We start from the raw sequence: 16,620 nt of genomic DNA, 5'->3' as shown, positions 1-16,620 counted from the left end.
AAGGGCGCGACCAGGTTTGAACATTCGCCCCGAAGCCGCCATTTGGGTTAGAATGCTTGAAAAGGGGAAGGCGATGGCCATAGACGAAATCATCGGCAATTTCGAGCTCCTGGACGAGTGGGAGGATCGCTATCGATATCTGATCGAGCTCGGCCGAACGCTGGAGCCGCTGCCGAAGGAAGCCTATACGGACGAGAACAAGGTGCGCGGCTGCGCGAGCCAGGTATGGCTGGAGACTACGCGCGGGCAGGACGCCGCCGGCGCGCCCACGCTCGCTTTCCGCGGCGACAGCGACGCCCATATCGTGCGCGGCCTCGTCGCTTTGGTGCTCGCGCTCTATTCCGGCCGCCGCGCGCAGGAGATCGTCGAGACCGACGCGGCGCCGCTGTTCGAGCAGCTCGGCCTCGCCGCGCATCTCACGCCCCAGCGCGCCAACGGGCTGCGGTCCATGGTTGAGCGCATCAAGAAGGAAGCGCGCGACGTGCTGGCGGGGTGAATGGCGCCAGCGCGGTCGGGGTTAGAGGCGCTCGATTTTTCGCGCGGCCTCGTCGATGAGGTCGGCGACTGAAAACAGGAGCTCCTTGCCGGGCTGGCCGGACAGACGCTGGCTCAGGACGGCCTTGAGATTGTTCATCGCCCGATGGATGGGGCCCGCGTCCACGACTTCGCTTTTCTGACGCAGCTCATCGAGCCGCGCGAGCGCGGCTTCGGCCTCACGCCGGTTTTCCGCAAGATGGGAAGAACCCGTTTCGGTGATCGCGTAAAGCTTCCTCGCGCTTTCCGTCACCCGGGCCTCGACTTGCCCAAGCTCCTCGAGCAGGGTCAGCGTCGGATAGACGATGCCGGGGCTCGGGGCGTAAACGCCGCCCGTCCGCGTCTCAATTTCCCGAATAACGTCATAGCCGTGCCGGGGCTCGCCCTCCAACAGAAGCAGAATGACGAGGCGCAATTCGCCGGCTTCGAACATCCGGCGTCGTCCGCCCCGCCCACCGCCCCGCTCCTCGCCGCCGCGTCCAAAGCCTCTGTAACCAAAACCCTGCCGTCCGCCGCCGCGCATGGCCCGCAAGCTGCAGTGATCTGGCCTTTCGCTGGAATGCCGATGGTTGTGGTTGTTATGCATGAAAACATGTCTCCTTTTCTTAGACAGCACTAAGATATATCTTGATAGTTTTTAGTCAAGGGCTCGGCGCTGACGTTTTCGACGGGAGAGAAAGAGCGACTTCGCCATCATGGCCGACAGGCGCGCCCTCCCATTGGAGCGATTCCGCCAGGCGGAAGCCGGCTCGCCTTGTCGCAGAGGCCGGAGCGAGCCGGCCTCTCATGCGCCGGCGCTCACAGGCTCGGCCGGAAATCCTCCGCGCCCCAATGCAGCAGGCCCTTCGCGCGCGCGGGGCCCATCGCTTCGCTACCGATTCCGTAATGCCGCGCGAGGCGGTCCAGCGCGATCTTCAGCACCACCTTGCCCGATCGCGCTGGCCAGCCGCGCTCGCTTTCGACGGCCTCCAGCCCCTTGAGATAGCCGCAGACGTCGGTAAGCAATCCCGCGAGATCCGGCCCGACGGCGTCATAGGCCCGGGCCAGGCGCCGGCGGGCGTCCATGGCGATTTCGGTGACGGCGGCGCCCGCCTCCGCGCCGCGGCGAGGCGAGGCGATCGCCGCCTCCCAATTGACGGTGACTCGCTGAAGAATTTGCGCCTGCTCGATGTCGCGGCGAAAGCGCTCGCCCGCCTCGATCTGCGCTGACGACAGAAACGGCCTGCCGTCTGCGCCCTTCCGCCGGGCCAGCCATCCGAGGGGACTCTCCGCCTCGTTTACGAGCGTCGGCCGCGCGCCTTTCTCCGGCGGCCGCTTCTCATAGGCGCCGTGCTGGGCGCGGAACGGATCGAGCGTGGACTGATGGGACGCCGCGCGACGCAAGAAAGCGCGGCCGGGCTCGGAGATCCGCAAGCGCCGGCCTCCGCCCTCACGCGTCCATTCCGCAAGGCCCCGAGACAAGGCGGCTTCGCCAGCCGCGGCGGGAAGGCGCGCACGCACGACGGTGACGCCGTTGCGGGGCGCGAGCACGACGATCATATCGTCCTCGAGATCGCTGGGCGCCGCGCTCGCGCCGGCTTCGCCCAGCGCCTCCAGCAGGCGGCGAAGCGCCCGCGCCGTTTCTCCCCCCATCTTTCGACCGGATTTTCTCATCGCGCCGCTCCTTCGGCTTCACGAAGCAGGTCGCACACCATGTCGCGCTGCGCCGCGAGCGCCAGCTCCAGCCGCGCGGCCCAGCGGTCGACGTGCGGGTCGTCGCGCAAATCTTCGATCGCCGCGCAGGCGTGGCGCACTGTGGCGCGGTCGCGGGCGAAGGCCCGTGCGCAGGCCGAGAGGCTCGCGCCGAGCGCGACATGGTGGAGATAGACCGCAAGCTGGCGCGCCCGGGCGACCGGCGCGCGGCGCCGGGCGGGCGAGGCAAGCGCGGCGGCGGGAATGCGCGCGACCGCCGCCGCCGCCGCGACGCTGAGCCCGATGATTGGAAAGGGCCTTGGTTCAAAACAGGAAATCGACATCGACGCCTCTTCTTGAAGTGACCCCGAAACGTTATGTCGGAACATAATCCTATTCAAGCGGAAAAAATTCTATCCCCAGGGACGCGGGCGCGGCCATCCTCTGCGCCGAGGAGGCCCAAGCCATGTCCGTCATCTCCAAAGCATTCTCTTCATCCGACGCCCAAGCCAGGACCCGCGCCTTGGCGCGGCTGAAAAGCGCCGCCCGGCCGGCGCTCAACGCCGCGCTGGACGCCAGCCTCGCCGGCTATGACCGTCTCGACGCGCTATCGCGCTTTCATCGCCTCTCCCGCGAAACCATTCTCAGTGAAACGCCGGAAGCCGCGCGTCTGGTGTTGTGCGAGATCGAACGCGCCTTGCGGGCCGAACGCGCCCGCGGCGGGCGCTGGACCTATGACCTCAACCGCCATATCGCGCTGCTCGTCGCCCATCGCGCCGAGAAGGCCCGGCTCGCGCGTCTCGTTAAGCCAGACGCGCGGGGACTCTTTTCAGCGCCGCCTCCTTTGGCATAAATTCCCGCGTCGGTCTCGCCGCGCAAAGGCATCCCAATGCTGATTGAAAGAGTTCTGGCGCTCGCCGCCGCGGCCGTCGTGGCGATATGTCTCGGCGTCGGCCTGATGATGATGGCGTTCGTCCCCGTCAAGCCCGGCGGCGGCTCTCTCGCCGCCCTTTCGGCGCCGGTCGACAAGGGAACGGCGCGTCAGACGGTTGAGGCGGCCATTGCGCAGACGCCGGAATATGCGCGCTATTTCGCGCGCATGCGCGAGACCTTCACGCAGGATTACGAGGCCGCGCTCAATGAATTCGCCGCGCGCCTCGCCGAAACCAGGCTGGAGCAAAGCGCCGATTATTACCTGTCGGAGGCGGTTCGTCGGCTGCGCCAGTCGCGTGGCGCGCTCGCCGCGAAGGCGGAGCCGGACGCCATGTCCCGCGTTTTCGCCAGGCAGCTCGACGTGCTGCAGGCGGTCGCCCGCGAGGACAAGAAGATGTGCGTCGCTTTCCTTTACGGCGCGACGAATCTCGATTTCCAGCGCTTCGCCGCCGCGCAGCGTCCGCTCGTCGCCGATATGGCGACGGCGAGCCTCGAAGCCATGGTCAGCGGGCAGACGAAGAACATCGCTCGCGCGCAGCCCAACGAAGCCGATTTCAAGGCGCTGGAGTCGGCGCTCCAGGCGCGCGGGCTCGACAAGGCGGAAATCGACGCGCTGCTCGACGGCAAGATGCCGGACCCACCGCTCGACGACGCGAAAATGTGCGCCGCCGGCCAGACCTATCTCGAAGTGCTGCGCACCTTGCCGGAAGCGTCGCGCACGCGGATCTATGGGCTGGCGCTTGAGCTGATGGCGAGATCATAGACGCTTTCGAGGATTCATTGCGGGGCGCGCGATATCGGGAATCCCCGCGCTCAGCCGGGCGACAGGCTATCGCCCGCGGAACCTCGGCGCGCGCTTCTCCAGAAACGCCGCGCGGCCCTCCATGTAATCGGCGCTGTCGAAGCAGTCCTTCGCCAGCGCCTCGCACTGCGCCGGCGTCGGGGCGTTCGGCAATTGCGCGGCTGCGCGGATGGCGGCTTTGGCGGCGCGCAAGGTGAGCGGCGCGTTGGCGGCGATGGTCGCCGCAAGATCGTCGACGCCGCCCTCGAAGCTCTCCTGCTCGAAGATGCGCGAGAGATAACCGATCTCCAGCGCCTCCTCCGCGCTCACGCGCCGCGCGGTGAAGAAAAGCTCCATCGCCCGTTGCGGGCCGACCGCCGCCACGACGAAACGCATGGCGGAGGGCGGATAGCCGACGCCGAGCCGTCCCGCAGGAATGCCGAAGACGGCCCCCTCCTGCGCGATGCGCAGATCACAGGCGGAGGCGATCCCCATGCCCCCGCCCATGCAGAAGCCGGAGATTGCGGCGACGATCGGCCTGGAGCAGGAGGAAATGGCCTCGAAAGCCTCTACATTGGCCTGCTCATAGGCGCGCCCGCCTTCGCTGGTCGCGCGCACGGTGGAAAATTCCGAAATATCCGCGCCCGAGCAGAAGGGCAGTCCCGGCGCGCCGGAGACGACGACGACCCGCGCCTCGGGTTCGGCGTCGATCGCCGCGAAGATCGGCGGCAATGCGCGCCACATGTCCAGATCGAAGGCGTTGCGCTTCGAGCCATTGTCGATGAGGAGCCGCGCGACCCCCTTGGCGAGGTCGACGCGGAGCTTCGAGGAGGGAGAGGAAATGGTCATGGCGCCCCTCTTAACATCCCGCAAGAGAGCGTGAAACACGCGGCGACCGCCGCCGGAGCGCCGCGCGGCCCAAATTGACGCGCGACAGATTGACACGGATTTTTCGGTCGCTCCCGACCGTAGAGTGAATTGTTTCCACCTTACGGCGTCGCCTGGTCCTTGCCGCACGCTTGAGGAGCCGACATGGCCGCAACCGACAAAATGGCTTCGCCCGGCGTGCTGAGGATGACGCTGGCCTTCGCCGTCTTCGCGCACCACACGACCATGTTCAATCTGGGCCTGTCGGCCGTGCTGATCTTCTTCGTGCTCAGCGGCTATTGGGTCGCGACCATGTGGACGAACACCTATTCGAAGACGAGCGCGGCCTACGCCACCTTTCTCGTTTCGCGCTTCTGGCGGATCGCGCCCGTCTTCGCCCTGTGTTCGGGGATCGCATGGGCGCTGCTGTTCTGGCGTGGCGCGGCCCCCGATGACGCCGGGGGAATCGTGCGCCAACTTTTCTCGAACGTCATGATCCTTGGTTACAACTCCCTGCCCTATCAGGCGAATGTGCCTGGCTGGTCGCTGGACATGGAGTTGCAGTTCTATCTGGTCGCGCCGCTCTTCATCTTCCTCGTCGCGCGAAACGTCTACGTTCTCATCGCCTGCATGGCGCTTTCGGTTCTCTCCCGGGCGCTCGGCGGAGCGACGACGGTCGCGCCCTTCCTGCTGTTTTTCGGACTGGGCGTCGCGGCGGCGAGCCACAAGATCATTCCGAGCCGGAGGCTGGCCTATCGCGCTCTCTACGCGACGCTCGCCCTGCTGTTTCTATGCAGCCTTATCTTCGCGAAGGATCTGGCGTTAGGCGAGACGCAGGGGCCGCTCCTCGCCTTCGGCGTCAAGACAAACCTTCTGATCGCCGTGTTGATGACGCCCTGGGCGATCTACACGACGCAGCAAAGGACCGGCGCGACCGACCGGATGATCGGCGACATGTCCTACGTCTTCTATCTGCTGCACTGGTCGGTGATCGGCGCGCTGGGAACGGGAGAAGGCGACTACGCCCAGCGCTTCCTGCTCTGCTCGGAGGCGCTGATCGTCATCCTCGCGGGGTCCTGGCTGATCTGGCTGCTGTACGATCACCCCATCAGCAAGATGCGGGCGGCCTGGGTCGCGAGCCGCCGCGTCGCCGGCCCGCAACCGTTGCCGGTCGCCGCCTGAATCGTCGGCGCGACCGCGCCCGCTTGGCCGCCGCGCGCCGGAACTGCTAAGAGACGCCTGGGCGTCGCCACTGTGGCGGCGCCGCAGGTCGGCAGGTCCGTCGCTTTGATTTCGCAAGGTTTCGCAATCCTGCTGCCGCATCTGCGGCGCGCCTTTTTCGTCCTCTTCGTGACGACCGGCCTGATCCTGCTCACGCTCAAGCGAACGGATGCGCCCTCGGTGGCTTGCTCCGAAGTCGATAGCAGCCAGGGCGACTATCGCGTGCTCGTCATCGGCGAGTCCTGGACCTCGGAGGGCAAGCTCTTTCCCGAGCTGCCGCGAGCGGTCTCCGAACGGCTGGGCGGCAGGGGCGTCGCCGCCTGCAGCATCGGCTTCAACGGACGAAATTCGCGCCTCCTCTATACGGAGCTGCGCGAGAAATATCCGAGATACAAACTTTACGCGCTTTTCGAGGGAAAGACCCCGCACAAGGTCGTCATCATGAACGGCGTCAACGACGAGATCCAGCATGTCGGCGCCTCGGCCTATGTCGAATATACGAAAAAGCTCGTCGATTATTTCTCCGATGTCGAAGACGTGGAAGTCATCGCCATTCCGCGCGTCAATGAGCGCTGGTTCAAGCCGCCGAACCTGTTCAGCCGGATGAAGCGCAATATTCTGCGCTGCGTCTATGACGGTTGCGATTTTCAGGTGAACGACGTCTATCGCGTGGCGCTCTGGCGCGATTATCCGGACATGAACGTGATGGAGTTCGACAACTTCATCGACAAATTCGAGGGCCACGAGGAATATTACAAGTTCGACGGCGTGCATCTGACCGACGAATGGCTGCACAAATACGGAAAATTCATCGGCTCGGCCATGTCGCTCTCCGCGAATGTTGCGGCCCGCAAATAGGCCGCCTCCTGCTATAAGCGCCGCATGGATCTCCTCTCCCGCCTCCTCCATCGCGACGGGCTGACGCTCGTCATCGACAAGCCGGCCGGCGTCCCCGTGCATCGCGGCCCCAAGGGCGGCCCGAGCCTCGAAGACGCCTTCGACCAGTTGCGCTTCGGCCTGCCCCGCGCGCCCGCTCTCGCCCATCGCCTCGACAAGGACACGTCCGGCTGCCTCGTGCTCGGCCGCCACCGGAAGGCGCTCGAACGGCTCGGTAAGCTGTTCAAATCGGGCCGGATCTCCAAGACCTACTGGGCCATCGTCGAAGGCGGCCCGGACGCGGACGAAGGCGAGATCGACCTGGCGCTCGGGCGTCTCGACGCGGCGCGCGGCTGGTGGATGCAGCCGGACCCGATGGGCCTGCCCTCGCGCACGAGCTGGCGCGTTCTCGGCCGCTCCCCGGACAATCCGCTGGCCTTCATCGAATTCACGCCGCATACAGGCCGCACGCACCAGATTCGCGTCCATGCGCAGGCGATGGGCTGGCCGATATTGGGCGACCCCGTTTACGGCACGGGCCGGAGGGAAGGTTCGCCGCCGCTGCATCTCCATGCGCGCGCGATCGCGATCCCGATGCAGGAGAGCAAGGGGCCGGTGCGCGTGGAAGCGCCAGCGCCGGCGCATATGCTGGAGGCCATGGCCGCCTGCGGTTGGCGGGAGGACAAGGGCGCCGTGGCGCCGGATTTGCCAAACGCGCCTGAAGCGCTCAAATTAGCAGACTGAATCCACGGAGAAACTCAAGTGGCGCCGAAAACTGCGCCCGTCATGGACGCGCCCGAACGCTCCGCCGCGGCGAGCGTACGCTTCGCGCTCGACCGGGCCCTGCTCGACGACCTTGCGAGCCTCGCGCTCGAAGCCGCCAGGCGCGGCGGCGCGAGCTATGCCGATATCCGCCTCGGCGAGACGCTTCGGGAATATTCCTACGCCAAGGACGACGGGCTGGAGCATTTCGACGAGCGCTCCACGCGCGGCTTCGGGCTGCGCGTGCTGCTCGGCGGCTCCTGGGGCTTTTACGGCGCCCGCCGCCTTGACGCCGCGAGCGTGAGCGAAGGCGCCGCGCGCGCGCTGGAAAACGCCCGCGCCGTGCAGCCGATCCAGGGACGGCCGATCGCGCTGGAAAGGCTTCCCGCGCATGAGGCCGAATGGATCATGCCCATGGGCGTCGATCCCTTCTCAATCCCGACGCGGGACAAGGCGGACCTGCTGCTCGCCATATCGGCCACGGCGCGCGACAATGGCGCGGATTTCTGTTCGGCCTCGCTCTCCATCGCCCGCGAGGAGCGGCTCTTCGCCAATAGTTTCGGCGCCCGCGTCTGGCAGACGCGCACGCGCGTCCATCCGAGCTTCACCGCGACCGCGATCGACCGCGCCGCCGGCCGCATGGCCTCGCGAGACAGCCTGACGCCCGCGCGCGGCGCCGGATGGGAATATGTGACGGGCGCCGGGCTGCTCGAAGAAGCGTCGCTCGCCGGCCGGCAAGCGCGCGAAAAGCTCGACGCCAGGCCTGTCGTCGCCGGCGATTACGACCTCATCATCGACCCGACCAATCTCTGGCTCACGATTCACGAGACGGTCGGCCATTCCACCGAACTCGACCGCGTGCTCGGCTGGGAGGCGAATTTCGCCGGCACCAGCTTCGTGAAGCCCGACATGCTCGGCAATCTGCGCTTCGGCTCGGAGCTGATGACCATCGTCGCCGATCGCTCGCAGCCCGGCGCGCTCTCGACCATCGGCTATGACGACGACGGCGCGCCGGCCGCGGCGGCGGAATTCAGGATCGTCGAAAAGGGCGTCCTCAGGAATTTCCAGATGGCGCTGGGACAGGCCCATTATATCGGCCTCTCCGCGTCGAACGGCTGCGCCTACGCCGACAGCCCCACCTCCTTCCCCATTCAGCGCATGCCGAACATTTCGCTCGCGCCGAACCCGGAGAAATGCTCGCTCGACGATCTCGCGGGCGGCATAGAGAACGGGATCTATGTCGTCGGCGCGGGAAGCTGGAGCATCGATCAGCAGCGCGACAATTTTCAGTTCGGCGGCCAGCTCTTCTATGAGATCAGGAACGGCGCGCTCGGGGAGATGCTGCGCGACGTGGCTTATCAGGGCCGTACAATTCCTTTCTGGAACGCGCTCGACGGGCTGGGCGACGTCTCGACCTACCATCTCGACGGCACTTTCACCTGCGGCAAGGCGGAGCCCGTGCAGGTCGCGCCCGTCTCGCATGGCGCGCCGCTTGCGCGCTTCCGCAAGGTGCGGGTGCTGAATACGAGCGGCGGCGCCTGAGCGAATGTTTCTTTCATCCGACGACGCCAAGTCCATCGCGGAAAAAATCCTCGAACGATCCGAGGCGGACGCCTGCGTGGTGAAGATCGACGGGGGCGAGGATTACAGCCTGCGCTTCGCCCGCGGCGGCGCGACGACGAACATCGCGACTTCCGACGCCGCCGTGCGCATTTCCTCCCATATTGGGGGACGCGTCGGTTCGGTGGCCACAGCCAATCTCGACGGCGCCGCGCTCGAAGCCGCGCGCGCGCGATCGGAAGAGATCGCGCGGATGCTGCCCGTGGACCCCGATTATGTCCCGCCGCTCGGCCCGCAGGAATACGACGCCTCCGCGCGCTATGACGACAACGCCGCCTCGCTGAAGCTCGATGCGCTCGCCGCGCAGGCGGCGCGCGTCATCGAGGAAGGCGGGCGCAGCAATGTCGACACTTTCGGCTGCGCGTCGGGCGCGCGGCGGTTCGAGGCGCTTGCGACAAGCAACGGCCTTTTCGCCTATGAGCGTCGCAGCGAAATCGACCTCTCCGCCACGGCGCGCAACAAGAGCGACACATGGTCCGGCTGGGCGGGCGCGCATGAATTCTTCAGTGCACGCCTCGACGCGGAGGCGATCGCGAGGCGCGCCTGCGCGAAAGCGGCGTACGATGTCGAGCCCGTCGATCTCGAACCGGGCGATTATACGGTCGTCCTCGAACCCGTCGCCGTGGCGGAACTCGCCTCCTGGGTGATGAGCGCCATGGACGCGCGCGCGGCCGACGAGGGCCGCAGCTTCTATGCGCGGCCGGGCGGCGGGACCATGATCGGCGAGAAGCTCTTCGACGAGAAGCTCACCATCCGCATTGATCCCGCCAATCCGCTGGCGCCCGAGGGCGCCGTGGGCTGGGAGGGCGTGCCGCATCGCGCCCGCGCCTTTATCGACAAAGGCGTCGTTTCGACGCTCTACCGTTCGCGCTCATGGGCGCAAAAGACCAATGCCGAGCCGATCCCCTTCGCGCGCAATTTCATCATCGAAGGCGGCGACGCCTCGCTCGACGACATGATCCGCGCCGTGAAGCGCGGCGTGCTGGTGACGCGCATCTGGTATGAAAACATGGTGGAGCCGAAAAGCCTGCTGCTCACGGGCCTCACGCGCGACGGCAATTTCCTGATCAAGAATGGCCGCGTGACGGCGCCCGTGCGCAATATGCGCTTCAACCAGCGACTGGGCGAGCTTTTCGCCAACATCGTCGCCCTCGGCAAAACCGAGCGCGTCTGGCGCGCGGTCGGCGGCGGCGCCCCTGCGGCGCCTCCCATGCTGGCGGAGAGGTTTCACTTTTCGTCCAAATCCAGCGGCATCTAGCCTCACGATTTCGTGTATGCTGCGCGCGCTTCAACGGAGCGCCGCAGCATGTTCATTCGGCTTGTTATCGCTTTCTTCACCATACTTCCGGCCCTGCCCGCCTCCGCGCTCGACAGGGTGACGTTCGCGACGAACTGGCGCGCGCAGGCCGAGCATGGCGGCTTCTATCAGGCGGTCGTGGACGGCACGTACGCCCGTTACGGCCTCGACGTCGCGATCCAGCAGGGCGGCCCGCAGATCAACGCCCGCCTGCTCCTCGCCGCTGGCCGCGTCGATTTCGCCATGGGCGCGAACACGATCCAGATGTTCGAATCCGTGCAGCAGAACGTGCCCACCGTCACAGTGGCGAGCATGTTTCAGATCGAGCCCGCGGTCTTCATGTCGCATCCGAGCGAAGGGCTCGATCGTTTTGAGGATTTGCCGAAAGCGACTGTCTTCATCGCCAGCGATTTCCGCGCATCGGTCTGGCAATGGCTGAAGCAAACATACGGCTTCAAGGACGAGAAGGCGAAACCCTACGGCTTCAACGCCGCGCCCTTTCTTGCCGACAGGAAATCCGTGCAGGAAGGCATCCTGACGTCGGAGCCCTATGCGATCGAACAGAAAGGCGGCTTCGCGCCGAACGTCTTTCTGCTCGCCGATTACGGTTATGACAGCTACTCGACGACGATCGAGACGCGCGCCGAGACGATCGAGAAAAAGCCGGACCTCGTTCAGCGCTTCGTCGACGCCTCCATCCTCGGCTGGTACAATTACCTCTATGGCGACAACGCCGCCGCCAACGCCGCCATCAAGCGCGACAACCCCGAGATGACGGACGGACAGCTCGCTTTCTCGGTCGCAAAGATGAAAGAGCGCGGCGTTGTCGATTCAGGCGACGCCCTGACATTGGGCGTCGGCGCGATGACCGATGCCCGCATGAAGAGCTTCTTCGATAAGATGGCGAAGGCGGGCGTCGTTCCGGCGGAGCTGGATTACAGGAAAGGCTATACGCTGCGCTTCATCGGCAAGAAGGTCGGGATGGAGCTGCGGCGATGACAATTGTCATTGCGAGCGAAGCGAAGCAATCCGGGGCCGCGTCACGGCTCCGGATTGCTTCGTCGCTTCGCTCCTTACGATGACCTGGAGAGACGCCCATGGCCATTCCCTGCCTCTCCCTGCACGCCGTCTCCAAGACCTTCCCCAACGGCGTCACGGCGCTCGCAGGGCTTGATCTCGACGTGCGCGAGGGCGAGACGCTGACGCTCCTTGGCCCTTCAGGTTGCGGCAAATCGACCGTGCTGCGGCTTATCGCCGGCCTCGCCAAGCCGAGCGCCGGCGCCATTACATGGGCCGACCCGATGGCGCGCAAGAATCTCGGCGTCGTCTTCCAGGATCCGACGCTGCTGCCCTGGGCGAGCGTGTTCGACAATGTCTATCTGCCGCTACGCCTCGCCGGCGTGAGCCGCGCCAAGGCGCAGCCACGCATCATGGAGGCGCTCGCGCGCGTGGGTCTCGCCGACTTCGCGAACGCGCTGCCCCGTGAACTCTCCGGCGGCATGAAGATGCGCTGCGCCATCGCCCGCGCGCTGGTGACGAAGCCCTCGCTCATTCTGATGGACGAGCCCTTCGCCGCGCTCGACGAAGTGACGCGCTTCAGGCTCAATGACGATCTCGTCGCGCTGAAACGCGATCTCGGCGCGACGATCGTCTTCGTCACGCATTCGATCTATGAAAGCGCCTTTCTTTCGACGCGCATCGTCGTCATGTCGAAGCCGCGCGGGCGCATCGTCGACGAGATCGAGATCGACTCGGAATTGCCGCGCGACGCGGAGTTTCGCCTGAGCGAGGCCTTCTCGAACATCTGCCGTCGCGCCTCCCGCGCGCTGCGCGAGGCGACAGGAGAAGCCGCGTGATTAAACTACGCGACATCGCGATCCCGCTCGCCGTCTTCGCCGCCGCGCTGGGCTTTTGGGAATGGATCGTCGCATGGAAGGCCATCCCGCCTTATGTGCTGCCGGCGCCCAGCGCGATCTTCACGAAGCTGATCGAGGATCGCGAGCTTCTCTTCTCGTCGCTCCTTGTCACGCTCGGCGTGACGCTGAAGGCGCTTCTCGTCGCCGCCGTCTGCGGCGTCGCGCTCGCCCTGCTGCTGGCGCGATCCAAATGGCTGGAGCGGGCGCTGCTGCCTTTCGCCATCGTTTTGCAGGTGACCCCGATCATCGCCATCGCGCCGCTGCTGCTCGTCTATATGCGGCCTGAAAATGCAGTGCTGGTCTGCGCCTTTCTCGTGGCCTTCTTCCCGATCCTGTCGAATACGGCGCTCGGCCTCGCCTCCGTGGATCACGCCTTGCGCGATCTCTTCGAGCTTTACCGCGCCTCGGCCTGGCAGAAGCTCGTCTATCTGCGCCTGCCGGCGGCATTGCCGCAATTCCTCACGGGGTTGCGCATCGGCGGCGGCCTGTCGCTTATCGGCGCCATCGTCGCGGAGCTGGCCGCCGGCGCCTCAGGCCAGGGAACGGGCCTCGCCTATCGCATCGTGGAGGCGGGCTTTCGGCTGGACATCGCCCGCATGTTCGCGGCGCTCGCTTTGATCTCGGCGACGGGGCTTGCGATCTATGCGGCGCTTGCGGGATTGTCCCATTACCTGCTGCGCGGCTGGCACGAAAGCGCGCGGGAGCATGGGAAGTAGAGCTTTCCCCGCCAAGCGGGGAGCGGGAGGCGTCCCTACTGCCCCGCGTCGCCTCCCACCTCGTCGAGGTGATAAACGTCATCCCGGAAATGCACTACGCCATCTGCCGACGCCCAGCCCGTCATATAAACCCACACCACTGGCACGGGCTTGGCGAGCTTAACCTCCTCGCGCTCGCCGCTCGCGATCTTTGCGTTGATCTGTTCTTTTGCGACTGAAGGCCCGCTCGCGCCGTCGAGAATCCAGGCCGCGAGATCGACGACGCCCTGCACGCGCACGCAGCCATGCGAGAGGAAGCGGTAGTCGTTGGCGAAGAGATTGCGCGACGGCGTATCGTGCATATAGACGGAATGCGGATTGGGCATGGAGATGCGGATCGATCCGAGCGAATTGCCCGCGCCAGAGTCCTGGCGCAGCGTGTAGTTCATCGCCTTCTCGCTCGCCCAGTTGATCGAGCGCGGATCGACCTCTTCGCCCTTGTTGTTCAACACGCGGATGTGCTGGCGCGCGAGATAGCCGGAATCGGCGAGCATCTTCGGCGCGATCTCGTTTTTGATGATGGAGGTCGGCACGGTCCATGTCGGATTGATGTTGACGGCGACGACCTTCGCCTGCACTTCCGGCGAATGATGTTCGGGATCGCCGACAATGGCGACATAGCGGCGGACGACGCGGTCGTTCTCGACGGCGTCGACGGCGGTCGAGGGGATGTTCACCACGATGTAGCGGTCGCCGAAGGGGAAATCGAGGCCCGCAAGGCGCTGCGCGCTGGAGGCGAGCTGCCGGAAGCGGACATTGGCGGGAATGTCGAGCGCTTTCAGCGTGGCGCCCGCGACGACGCCCGTCTGCTTCAGCCCCATGCGGAACTGGAAGCGCTTCACGGCGGCCGTCAGCTCATTGTCCCATGCCTGCTTGCGCGTGTCGGAAAGCGCGTCGTCCTCCGCCGCGAGGCGCCGGCGCAGCGCCGCGACCGCCGGCCCTTTTGCGCCCGGTTTCAGCGCGACGCCGACTGTCGGCCAGCCGCCGAGATCGACGATCTGCGCATAACGCTCCGAGGCCTTCGACGTCGTGAAAAAAGTCTCGGGCTGGAGAACCGGGGTGGGATCGTCGGAGAGCGCCGTCTCGCGCGGCGGGGCCGGCGGGCGGGGCTTGGGTTTCGGCTTCGGCGCGGGAGCGTCGGCGGCCGGCGTCGGCGCCGCCTGTTCGGCGGGCGCGGGGGCCGGCGCGGGCGCTGGAGTCGCAGGGGCGGGCGCCGATGTTGGCGACGCGGCGGCGGGCGCGTTTTGCGCCTGCGAAGGGCTCGCGACCGCCAGCGCGCTGGCCATCAATCCCGCGCCAAGACTTGCGCCAAGACCTTTGCAAAGACTCGCGCGGATCGAACGCGCGCTCCTCGTCATTCTGTCGGTCGCCATGTTCGAGCCGTTTCTCCAGCGCGTAGCCTCGCGCGCAAATGCGTTTCCGCCGCTTTTCGACCGCGATGCGGAGATGGTCAACTCAATTCGAGCGAAATTTGCATGCAATGACATGCGTTTTGCACGCGATCTGCAATTGCGAGCGACGGGATTTTGTGGTCTCTTGCGCAAAAATATTTCCGATTCAATTGGGAGAACGCCATGTTGGAATCCAATCGATTCATATCGTCGTCGCTCGTCTCGCTCGCCGCGGCTTCACTTATCTCCCTGGCTTCGACAGTCCCGTCCGCTGCGGAAGTAAGATATGCGAACCAAGGCGACAAATGGACGCCGGCGAACCGCCTCGACTTCTATACGCGGGACCAGGGCGCGCGCATCATTCCCTTCGCCTGGTTCAAGGCGCTCAAGCGCCCGGACGGCTCGGGCTTCCTCGACGACAGCATGGCCCGCTACGGCTATCTCCCGAATCCGGACAGCCCCACCCCCGGGCTGCCTGTCGGGTTTCTGACCGCGACCGAGAATGGCGTCAGAACCCTTAGCATGACCTGCTCGGCCTGCCATACGCGCCAGATCGAGGCTCAGGGCGTCTCGTGGCGCATCGACGGCGGCCCGGCTCTCACCGACTTCCAGTCGCTGCTCGCGGACATCGACAAGTCGGTCGACAGCGTGCTGCACAACGACGCGGCCTTTGACGCCTTCGCCAAGGCGCTCAATGTAAATGGCGACGAAGGCCGCAAGGAGCTGCGGCAGGACGTCGAGGCCTGGTTCAAACCCTATCATGCGATCATGAGCGGATCGCTTGTCACGCCAGGCTGGGGCGTCGGCCGCGCGGACGCCGTGTCCATGATCTTCAACCGGGTCGCCGGCCTCGACATTGGCGAGCCGCCGAACCGCATCATCCAAAAGAACATCGCGCATGCGGATGCGCCGGTGCGCTATCCCTTCGTCTGGAACGCGCCGATCCAGGACACCACGCAATGGCCGGGCTTCGCCAAGAATGGCGACGACATTCTCGGGCTCGCGCGAAATGTCGGCGAGGTCTATGGCGTTTTCGGCGTCTACCGCCCGACCAAGACTTTCCTGCCGAACGTCGTCAACTTTCTCAACGACTCCTCGCTCAACTACGCAGGCCTGCAACAGCTTGAAATCCTGTTGAAGCAAATCGCGCCGCCGAAATGGCCCTTCGCCCTGAACGCGGAACTGGTCCGGAAGGGCGACGAAATTTTCCACCGCGACCCGAGGAACGGCGGCTGCGCGAAGGGATGCCACGAGATCAAGGCGGGCGCGGCGCGCGTCTGCAATCCCAGCACCTGGTTGACGCCGATACAGGACGTGGGCACCGACTCGAAGGAATATTCGGTGCTCGGGCGAGAGGCCGACACCGGCGTGCTGGAAGGCGCGTCGATCGCCTTCCTGCCGGGCGTCAACCAGCCGCTGGAGAAGACCGACAAAATCATCTCCATCCTCGGCCTCTCCGTTATCGGTTCGATCCTGGAGGCGCCGCTACATTTCGGCCTCGACGTTTTCCAGCCGATCGTCGACGACTGCCTGCCGGTCAAGCCGGCGCGGCCCGAGGCGCTCAGATCGGCGGTCGTCGCAAAGCTGAGCCAGGCGCTGAAGAGCGTTTATCGGAAGCCTGAACAGGCGCCCGCCTTCGCTTATGAATCGCGCGTGATGAACGGCGTCTGGGCGGCCGCGCCCTATCTCCACAACGGCTCGGTGCCGACGTTGGAAGACCTGCTGAAACCCGCCGCCGAACGCCCCGCCTCCTTCAAGGTCGGCCCGGCCTATGACATCGAGAAGGTCGGCCTCGCCAAGGACCAGCCCGGACTCAGCTCCACCTACACGGCGGATGACTGCTCGAATCGCAGCTCCGGCAACAGCCGTTGCGGCCACGAATTCGGGACCAAGCTCACTCCGGAGGAGAAGCGGGCGCTGCTGGAATATCTGAAGAGCCTCTGAGGCTCTTCAGACGTTAGGGAAAATGCGGGGGCGCTTCGGGCGCCCCTTGCCT

At 65.7% G+C, this 16,620-nt stretch carries 17 protein-coding genes; 12 read left to right on the top strand and 5 right to left on the bottom strand.

What is annotated here, in order from left to right:
• Positions 1 to 73: 73 nt before the first annotated feature.
• Positions 74 to 496, top strand: a complete 423-nt coding sequence (locus ACNHKD_RS06955) for a SufE family protein (protein WP_442756347.1) — start codon at positions 74 to 76, stop codon at positions 494 to 496.
• Positions 497 to 517: 21 nt separating this feature from the next.
• On the opposite strand, the gene ACNHKD_RS06950 is transcribed toward ACNHKD_RS06955, so the two are convergent.
• The 3 genes from ACNHKD_RS06950 to ACNHKD_RS06940 form a co-directional block, all read right to left on the bottom strand.
• Positions 518 to 967: a PadR family transcriptional regulator gene (locus tag ACNHKD_RS06950; protein ID WP_442756346.1), complete on the bottom strand. Its 450-nt coding sequence runs from the start codon at positions 965 to 967 to the stop codon at positions 518 to 520.
• A 365-nt stretch (positions 968 to 1,332) separates the two neighbouring features.
• Positions 1,333 to 2,187, bottom strand: a complete 855-nt coding sequence (locus ACNHKD_RS06945) for a DUF6456 domain-containing protein (RefSeq protein ID WP_442756345.1) — start codon at positions 2,185 to 2,187, stop codon at positions 1,333 to 1,335.
• Complete coding sequence (locus ACNHKD_RS06940) at positions 2,184 to 2,549, bottom strand: helix-turn-helix domain-containing protein (protein ID WP_442756344.1); 366 nt, start codon at positions 2,547 to 2,549, stop codon at positions 2,184 to 2,186. Before ACNHKD_RS06940 ends, ACNHKD_RS06945 begins: the two co-directional genes overlap by 4 nt.
• Positions 2,550 to 2,671: 122 nt before the next feature.
• Here ACNHKD_RS06940 and ACNHKD_RS06935 point away from each other — a divergent pair, with 122 nt between their 5' ends.
• Together ACNHKD_RS06935 and ACNHKD_RS06930 are read left to right on the top strand one after the other, a co-directional pair.
• On the top strand, positions 2,672 to 3,058 hold the full coding sequence (locus tag ACNHKD_RS06935; protein ID WP_442756343.1) for a DUF6477 family protein: 387 nt from the start codon (positions 2,672 to 2,674) through the stop codon (positions 3,056 to 3,058).
• Positions 3,059 to 3,094: 36 nt separating this feature from the next.
• Positions 3,095 to 3,901 (top strand): hypothetical protein, encoded by an 807-nt coding sequence (locus ACNHKD_RS06930; RefSeq protein ID WP_442756342.1) that lies wholly within the window; start codon positions 3,095 to 3,097, stop codon positions 3,899 to 3,901.
• A 66-nt stretch (positions 3,902 to 3,967) separates the two neighbouring features.
• Here ACNHKD_RS06930 and ACNHKD_RS06925 read toward each other — a convergent pair whose 3' ends face one another.
• Positions 3,968 to 4,768: an enoyl-CoA hydratase gene (locus tag ACNHKD_RS06925; RefSeq protein ID WP_442756341.1), complete on the bottom strand. Its 801-nt coding sequence runs from the start codon at positions 4,766 to 4,768 to the stop codon at positions 3,968 to 3,970.
• Between the two features lie 183 nt (positions 4,769 to 4,951).
• On the opposite strand from ACNHKD_RS06925, the gene ACNHKD_RS06920 reads away from it, so the two are divergent.
• From ACNHKD_RS06920 to ACNHKD_RS06885, 8 genes are all read left to right on the top strand, one after another.
• Positions 4,952 to 5,968 (top strand): acyltransferase family protein, encoded by a 1,017-nt coding sequence (locus ACNHKD_RS06920; protein ID WP_442756340.1) that lies wholly within the window; start codon positions 4,952 to 4,954, stop codon positions 5,966 to 5,968.
• A 72-nt stretch (positions 5,969 to 6,040) separates the two neighbouring features.
• Positions 6,041 to 6,865 carry an SGNH/GDSL hydrolase family protein gene (locus ACNHKD_RS06915; RefSeq protein WP_442756339.1) on the top strand — a complete coding sequence of 275 codons (825 nt, stop codon included), beginning with the start codon at positions 6,041 to 6,043 and terminating at the stop codon, positions 6,863 to 6,865.
• 24 nt (positions 6,866 to 6,889) lie between these two features.
• Entirely contained in the window at positions 6,890 to 7,627 is a 738-nt protein-coding gene (locus ACNHKD_RS06910) for an RluA family pseudouridine synthase (RefSeq protein ID WP_442756338.1), read from the top strand.
• A gap of 18 nt (positions 7,628 to 7,645) precedes the next feature.
• Complete coding sequence (locus tag ACNHKD_RS06905; protein WP_442756337.1) at positions 7,646 to 9,187, top strand: TldD/PmbA family protein; 1,542 nt, start codon at positions 7,646 to 7,648, stop codon at positions 9,185 to 9,187.
• Positions 9,188 to 9,191: 4 nt separating this feature from the next.
• Entirely contained in the window at positions 9,192 to 10,523 is a 1,332-nt protein-coding gene (locus ACNHKD_RS06900; protein ID WP_442756336.1) for a TldD/PmbA family protein, read from the top strand.
• A 48-nt stretch (positions 10,524 to 10,571) separates the two neighbouring features.
• Positions 10,572 to 11,561 (top strand): ABC transporter substrate-binding protein, encoded by a 990-nt coding sequence (locus tag ACNHKD_RS06895; RefSeq protein WP_442756335.1) that lies wholly within the window; start codon positions 10,572 to 10,574, stop codon positions 11,559 to 11,561.
• Positions 11,562 to 11,659: 98 nt separating this feature from the next.
• Positions 11,660 to 12,418 carry an ABC transporter ATP-binding protein gene (locus ACNHKD_RS06890; RefSeq protein ID WP_442756334.1) on the top strand — a complete coding sequence of 253 codons (759 nt, stop codon included), beginning with the start codon at positions 11,660 to 11,662 and terminating at the stop codon, positions 12,416 to 12,418.
• Positions 12,415 to 13,194 (top strand): ABC transporter permease, encoded by a 780-nt coding sequence (locus ACNHKD_RS06885; protein ID WP_442756333.1) that lies wholly within the window; start codon positions 12,415 to 12,417, stop codon positions 13,192 to 13,194. Before ACNHKD_RS06890 ends, ACNHKD_RS06885 begins: the two co-directional genes overlap by 4 nt.
• 35 nt (positions 13,195 to 13,229) lie before the next feature.
• Here the strand turns inward: ACNHKD_RS06885 and ACNHKD_RS06880 are convergent, their stop codons facing one another.
• Entirely contained in the window at positions 13,230 to 14,519 is a 1,290-nt protein-coding gene (locus ACNHKD_RS06880) for a L,D-transpeptidase family protein (protein ID WP_442756332.1), read from the bottom strand.
• 288 nt (positions 14,520 to 14,807) lie between these two features.
• Between ACNHKD_RS06880 and ACNHKD_RS06875 the strand changes: the two genes are divergently transcribed.
• Complete coding sequence (locus ACNHKD_RS06875; RefSeq protein WP_442756331.1) at positions 14,808 to 16,568, top strand: di-heme-cytochrome C peroxidase; 1,761 nt, start codon at positions 14,808 to 14,810, stop codon at positions 16,566 to 16,568.
• Positions 16,569 to 16,620: the final 52 nt, after the last annotated feature.

This window comes from Methylocystis sp. JAN1, assembly GCF_052186135.1.
Classification (GTDB): domain Bacteria; phylum Pseudomonadota; class Alphaproteobacteria; order Rhizobiales; family Beijerinckiaceae; genus Methylocystis.
This window is presented reverse-complemented; position numbering and strand designations above follow the sequence as displayed.